7 protein-coding genes are annotated in these 6,440 nt (G+C 34.6%); 2 read left to right on the forward strand and 5 right to left on the reverse strand.

Features of this window, described 5'->3' with window-relative positions; all coding sequences use genetic code 11:
* Positions 1–15 precede the first annotated feature (15 nt).
* Together EC501_RS12065 and EC501_RS12070 are read left to right on the forward strand one after the other, a co-directional pair.
* The gene (locus EC501_RS12065) at positions 16–1,077 is read left to right on the forward strand and encodes a DctP family TRAP transporter solute-binding subunit (protein ID WP_122972563.1); all 1,062 of its coding nucleotides are present in this window, start codon (positions 16–18) and stop codon (positions 1,075–1,077) included.
* 282 nt (positions 1,078–1,359) lie between these two features.
* Positions 1,360–2,616, forward strand: a complete 1,257-nt coding sequence (locus EC501_RS12070) for a dicarboxylate/amino acid:cation symporter (protein WP_122972554.1) — start codon at positions 1,360–1,362, stop codon at positions 2,614–2,616.
* 38 nt (positions 2,617–2,654) lie between these two features.
* Here the strand turns inward: EC501_RS12070 and EC501_RS12075 are convergent, their stop codons facing one another.
* The 5 genes from EC501_RS12075 to EC501_RS12095 form a co-directional block, all read right to left on the reverse strand.
* Positions 2,655–2,858 carry a hypothetical protein gene (locus tag EC501_RS12075; protein WP_122972555.1) on the reverse strand — a complete coding sequence of 68 codons (204 nt, stop codon included), beginning with the start codon at positions 2,856–2,858 and terminating at the stop codon, positions 2,655–2,657.
* Positions 2,859–2,875: 17 nt separating this feature from the next.
* Complete coding sequence (locus tag EC501_RS12080; protein WP_122972556.1) at positions 2,876–3,997, reverse strand: Nif3-like dinuclear metal center hexameric protein; 1,122 nt, start codon at positions 3,995–3,997, stop codon at positions 2,876–2,878.
* A complete protein-coding gene (locus tag EC501_RS12085) occupies positions 3,984–4,691 on the reverse strand; it encodes a tRNA (adenine(22)-N(1))-methyltransferase (RefSeq protein WP_122972557.1) in 708 nt (235 codons plus the stop codon). The genes EC501_RS12080 and EC501_RS12085 overlap by 14 nt, the downstream gene beginning before the upstream one ends.
* 182 nt (positions 4,692–4,873) lie before the next feature.
* Positions 4,874–5,257 (reverse strand): c-type cytochrome, encoded by a 384-nt coding sequence (locus EC501_RS12090; RefSeq protein WP_122972558.1) that lies wholly within the window; start codon positions 5,255–5,257, stop codon positions 4,874–4,876.
* A 405-nt stretch (positions 5,258–5,662) separates the two neighbouring features.
* Positions 5,663–6,220, reverse strand: a complete 558-nt coding sequence (locus tag EC501_RS12095; protein ID WP_122972559.1) for a hypothetical protein — start codon at positions 6,218–6,220, stop codon at positions 5,663–5,665.
* Between the last annotated feature and the right edge of the window lie 220 nt (positions 6,221–6,440).

Below are 6,440 nucleotides of genomic sequence, written 5' to 3' on the forward strand. Positions count from 1 at the left end.
ATCGTGGTGAAGATAATGAAATACTTTCTAACTGGATCTTTAATTACCATCATTATATTAATCGTACTATTTGGGTATCGTCAAAATATTTTTTCTCCAACAGCATTACCTTATGATGATGAACAAGAAGGTTTAAAGGATCAAATAACGATTCATTTTAGCCATGTTGTGGCGGAAAATACGCCAAAGGGAATAGCAGCAGAAAAATTTGCCCAACTTGTTGAGGAAAAAAGTGATGGTCGTCTCGTTGTACAAGTCTATCCGAACAGCATGTTGTACAGTGATGATAATGAACTAAAGGCACTGCTGGATAATGAAGTTCAAATGATTGCTCCAACTATTTCGAAAATGACGGATATGTTACCAAACTGGCAAGTTCTTGATTTACCCTTCCTTATTGAGAATAATGAGCAATTAAAGGAGGTTTTAAACAGTAACGTCAGTCAATCCCTTCTAAAAGAGCTTGATACAGTTCATATTAAAGGGTTAACATTTTGGAGCAATGGTTTTAAACAAATCGCTTCGACAACACCGATAGTAGAAGTAGGACAGTTTGAAGGAAAAAAGATTCGTATGATGCCTAGTAACATTTTAAGAAAGCAATTTACTCTTCTTGAAGCAGAACCGGTTGCTACTTCTTTTGGCAATGTTTATCGTGACTTGCAAAATCATGTAGTTGATGCTCAAGAAAATACGATTTCCAATATTTACTCAAAACAATTTCATACAATGGAGAATCATATTACCCTTTCCAATCATGGTATTTTAGCTTATGCCGTCCTAATGAATGAACAATTTTGGAATGGATTAGATGAGGAATATCAACAAATTATTTTAGACTCCCTCGAGGAAATGCAAGATTGGCAGTTTGAACAAGCACAAAAATTTAATGAGCAAAATTTACAAGATCTTCAATCTGATCCAAACGTTATCATATACGAATTGGATGAAACAAACAAAAATCAATGGAAAGAACAACTCCAACCGATATATAAACATTATGAAAATACAATTAATGATCACTACTTAGATGATTTATTAGATGAAATGAATCGTTCCATACCATCATTCCATTGAACAAAATGAACAAAATGTCACTACCTTTTACAAAAAGGTAGTTTTTTTTATATACTCCACCTTTGTACTATAACAAAAAAGAAGCCTCTTCAATCAGTATTATAACAGTAAATTCGTTGATTTATAGAGGTTTTGTGATAGAATTCACAATAAATTGAACGAAATGAACGATATAACCATTAAAAACTAAACCGCTTTTTCAGAAAACTATCAGTTATGATAGTTTCAATGAAAGCGATAACATTTTATTTACAGTAAGTTTACAAGGAGGAAAGAAAAGAAATGAAATTACTTAAAAACTTAACGTTTCAAGTAATCGTTGCGATTATTTTAGGTATTATTGTTGGAGCAATTTGGCCAGAGTTTGGTGCTGGTTTAAAAATATTAGCGGATTTATTTATTAAATTAATTAAAATGTTAATAGCTCCAATTATTTTCTTAACAGTTGTCATCGGTATCGGTGGCATGGGAGATATGAAAAAGGTTGGTAAAATCGGAGGTAAAGCATTAATTTACTTCGAAATCGTTTCAACAATCGCCCTAGCAATTGGTATTGGGGTTGCATTATTAGTAAACGCTGGGGATGGACTAGATACGTCTGAAGCAAATAGTGCAGATATTTCAAAATATACGACTGCTGCTGAAGAAACAGAACATGGAATTGGTGCCTTCATTTCTAGTATTATTCCAGAAAACTTTGTAGGAGCCCTTGCGAACGGTGAATTATTACCAACACTGTTTGCCGCTGTATTATTCGGTATGGCTGCTGCGGCATTAGGTGAAAAATCAAGACCGGTTATTCAAATTTTCGAGCAAGTGTCTGAAATCTTCTTTAAAATTGTTGGTATGGTAATGAAGTTCTCTCCTATTGGTGCTTTCGGTGCGATGGCATACACAATTGGGAACTTCGGTTTAGAATCTTTAGGTAACTTAGGTTTATTGATGGCTGCTGTTTATATTACAATGGCGCTGTTCCTAATCGTCATTCTAGGTTCCATTGCAAAATTTTATGGGTTTAATATTTTTAAATTCATTGCTTATATTAAAGATGAAATTTTCTTAGTTGTTGGTACGTCATCATCAGAATCCGCTTTACCTTCTATGATGCGTAAATTAGAAAACTTTGGTTGTTCAAAACAAGTTGTTGGTTTAGTAGTTCCTACTGGTTATTCATTTAATCTAGATGGTACAGCGATCTACTTATCAATGGCTGCCCTATTCATCGCCCAAGCTTATAATGTTGAATTAACATGGATTCAAGTATTAACTCTTCTTGGTATTTTGATGATTACATCTAAGGGAGCTGCAGGAGTAACTGGATCTGGATTCATTACATTAGCAGCAACATTAGCAGCATTCCCAATGATTCCGGTCGAAGGGATTGCCCTATTAATCGGTGTAGACCGCTTTATGTCAGAAGCTCGTGCCGTAACAAACTTAATTGGTAACGGTGTCGCAACAGTTGTTGTGTCAAAATCGGAAAAAGAGTTTGATGAAAAAGTAAATGCTCAAATCACTCAATCAAAAGTACATGCTTAATAAAAGAACGTAACTTCTCAACTGAGAAGTTACGTTCTTTATTTTTTACATTCGAATTCATAGGAAGTTGTTACGAGAAACCCATGTTTTGTAACAATCGCTTCTCCACCATCGTTTTCACAGCTTTTCACAAGTTGATTTATTTGTTTCTCTGAAACGAAGGAAAAAAAGATGGAAAAAGCAACTCCGATAACAACTATTAGTCCTCCGATCATTAACCAAACTTTTCCGTTATTCCCCACTCATTACACTTCCTTGTTTAAATAAAAATAAAAGGTTCGGTAACGATTTCAGATTGGATAAATTCCACCGATAATTTTGAGCTCGAACATAATTGAACCATTTTATCGGCCACTCCTTTCATCATAACCTTTTCAACGTGATGTCCTGGGTCAATAATGTTTAACCCTAGATTTTGAGCGTCTTGGGCAATATGGAATTTCACATCACCAGTTACAAATACATCGGCACCGGACCGTTTAGCTGCATGAATATACGTATTACCGTCACCACCTAGAACCGCTACCTTTGAAACCAATGTCTCCGTTTGACCAACTAGTCTTACCATTGGAACATCTAATTGGGTTTTAACAAATTGAGCGAACTGTTTCAAAGTCATCGGTTCTTTTAAAGTTCCAACCCGGCCAATCCCCATTTCCTTCGTTTCCACCGCCAATGTATATACGTCATAAGCAGGTTCCTCATAGGGATGGGCGTTAAGTAACGCTTTTAAAACTTTGTTTTTTATAGATTGGGGGAAAACTACTTCAATTTTTTCTTCATCTGTCGTTTCCATCTCACCAATTTCTCCGATAAATGGATCTGCCCCTTCTAACGCTCTAAAACGGCCTTGACCGTTCGTTGAGAAACTACAAGAGTCATAGTTCCCAATATGGCCTGCACCAGCTTTAGCTAAAGCGAAACGTACTTTTTCAGCGTACTCATCTGGAACAAATACAGCTAGCTTCATTAAATTCTCATGATAAGTCTTTTCTAAAATTTGTTTATTCTCTAGTTGTAATGCATCTGCTAATAAATCATTTACTCCACCCGTTGCCACATCTAAATTCGTATGGGCTGCATAAACAGCAATATCATTTTTAATCAGTTTTTCGTACAGTTTACCAGCTGGAGTATCTGTTCTTAAATTGGCTAACTTACGGAAGATGGGAGGATGATGGGCAATGATTAATTGGCATCCTTTTTGAATCGCTTCATCTGCAACTTCATCATTCACATCTAACGTTACTAATACTTTTGTCACTTCTTTATTCAAAGTTCCGATAGCAAGACCAATTGGGTCGTTTTCCATACAGGCTAATTTTTTTGGCGACCAGCTTTCAAAAAGTTGGATAATTTCATGACCATTAGCGATTTTCATTTGGTAAAGCCCCCTTCACTAGTTCGATTAAATGTAAAAGTTCTTTACGTTTTGCAACAATATCTGACGTCTCTTCTGCTTGTTCAATAGAAGATAAAACACGTCTCCAATTTTGAATTTCCTTCGTCCATTTTTCTACAAACACGTCCGATTTATTGGCCATTAGATGTTTTCCTAACAATATTTCCTGTTCTGATAACTCCATATCGCCCCGTTGAAGAACAAGAATTTCATAAATTTTTTCGTCTTCTTTTAATATAACTTCATCTAAAATCGCCCAACCATTTGCTAAAGCCCACTCTCTAATTACTTTTGCATGAATGTTCGGTTGTAAAATAAGTCTTGTTACAGTTTGTAAAAGTTCTGGTTTTTTTTCTAGAATGGAAACGATAAGAGGCCCTCCCATACCAGCGATTGTAACCGTATTTACCCCATCAGTTTCTTTTATCGCTTCTAGCCCATCAGCAAGGCGAACCGTAATAGACTCTTCAAGTCCTTCCAATTTCACCTGTTTTACGGCAGATTCAAAGGGTCCTTTCACCACTTCTCCTGCAATGGCTTTATTCACAATACCTTTATGGATTAAATAACATGGTAAATAAGCATGATCACTGCCTATGTCTGCAACAATCGCTCCCGTTGGTACAAAGGAAGCAACTGCCTCTAATCGTTTTGATAATTTTTGTGCGTTCATATAGTAACCGCCTTTTTCTAATTTCTATGTCATATTATATAAAAAAAATAAAATATTTGTCCTAAAATGATGCTGGAATAGAAATTCAGTTATGTAATGCGAGGAAAATCAATAACCTATGAAGTTAAAAGGGCTGTCTTATAAGTAAATACTTAATAAGACAGCCTCTCGTCGTTTAATTATTATTCTAATGAAGAAATGTACTCAGCGATTGCTTCCGCTTCAGCACCAGTTTTTAAACCTGGAGTCATTGGTGTACCTTCAATACCGTTAGCTAATACATCTTTAATATGTTCAGCATCTAAACCAGCAATTTTAGGTCCCATACCACCAGTTAAGTCACCACCGTGACAACCGATACATGTAGAAACTAGTTCTTCACCGTTTGCTCCTTCTGCAGTTGCTCCGCCCTCTTCAGCAGCTCCACCTTCTTCAGTAGTAGCTTCTTCTTCGTGACCTTCAGCAATCTCTTCTTTATTTCCAGCACCTTCTAATGACATGAAGAAGATAAGTCCGATACCGAATGCCATAATAAGAATATAAGGAATAATTGGATTGTTTTTCATAGGTTACCCTCCTTTTTTAATTCATTTTTCTACATCTATTAATATAGAATCTAGTCAACATTAATTATTGTACTTCATTATTTGAAAAACGAAAAGACCTAAACACCAACTTTTACAAGGATTGACACAAAATCGACAATAATAAGTTAATGTTGGAAAAATTAATTTGTAATAACTTATTTTGCATTTTAAAAGGGCAATCCTACTTTCTAAAAGTATCCTTTAAATATCTTTCCACTTCATTGTCTTTCATATACCCATATCCAAACATGAATTTAGATTGAGTTGTTTGAAACTATTTTTGAAATGAACATCATATTTCCGATATTCTTAATATCATCATCATATTACCCATCTTTTTAAGCTATTTAAACCCTTCTACGGTTATACCGCCACAAAATCTTTTTAAATAAAGAATTGATATCCTAAAACAATCACAAGTGCAATTCCGCCAGACAAAGTAAAATAAAGTAATTTTAATTTCAATCCAGTAAATAACCAAATAAGACAATTGGCGATAAGTAAACCATATAAAACAAATGAACGATCGGGGAAATATTCAATTGATACTTTGACAGATAAGCCAAATATTAGTAAAGCTGCCCCAATCGGTAATAATGGTGCGAACGTTACTTCCTTTTTAGAGAATAGGAAAGCACTTATTAAAAGGATAATCGCAATGATTGCAACGAATATTGAAACGAGCCCAACCCACTTAGTAACAGTAAATAACGCTACAAATAAGGCTAAACTAATTAGGATGATACTTATAGAAAAAATCCATTTACGTTTGTTTTCAGTCGCTATGATAGACTTTTTATGACTGATTTCTTCAATAAGTTCGTCTCCATTCCCTTCCGAATAAAGGGTCATTAAAAAATCACAGTAGTGGTCCGGTAGTAATCGATTTTGTTTCCAATATAGTATTTCATTTAAAACAATTTTCTTTTTTGGATTTGGCATATGCTTTTTCTCCATTTTTTTCTTTTTATGTATGACTATAGTTTATCTCATTTTCAAGTCGTTAGCATTAATAAAAATATCTTGTCCTATAAACAAAAAAGGTTCTATGTCAAATGTTGGGGTGAAGTGATATTACACGGCACCCCGATTATCCTAAATGAATCCCAATTTTCTTAGATAAATTATTTAATAAAATTTTCGCTTTAAAGTGTTCATAGCT

It is taken from the genome of Lysinibacillus halotolerans (assembly GCF_003711845.1).
Taxonomy (GTDB): domain Bacteria; phylum Bacillota; class Bacilli; order Bacillales_A; family Planococcaceae; genus Ureibacillus; species Ureibacillus halotolerans.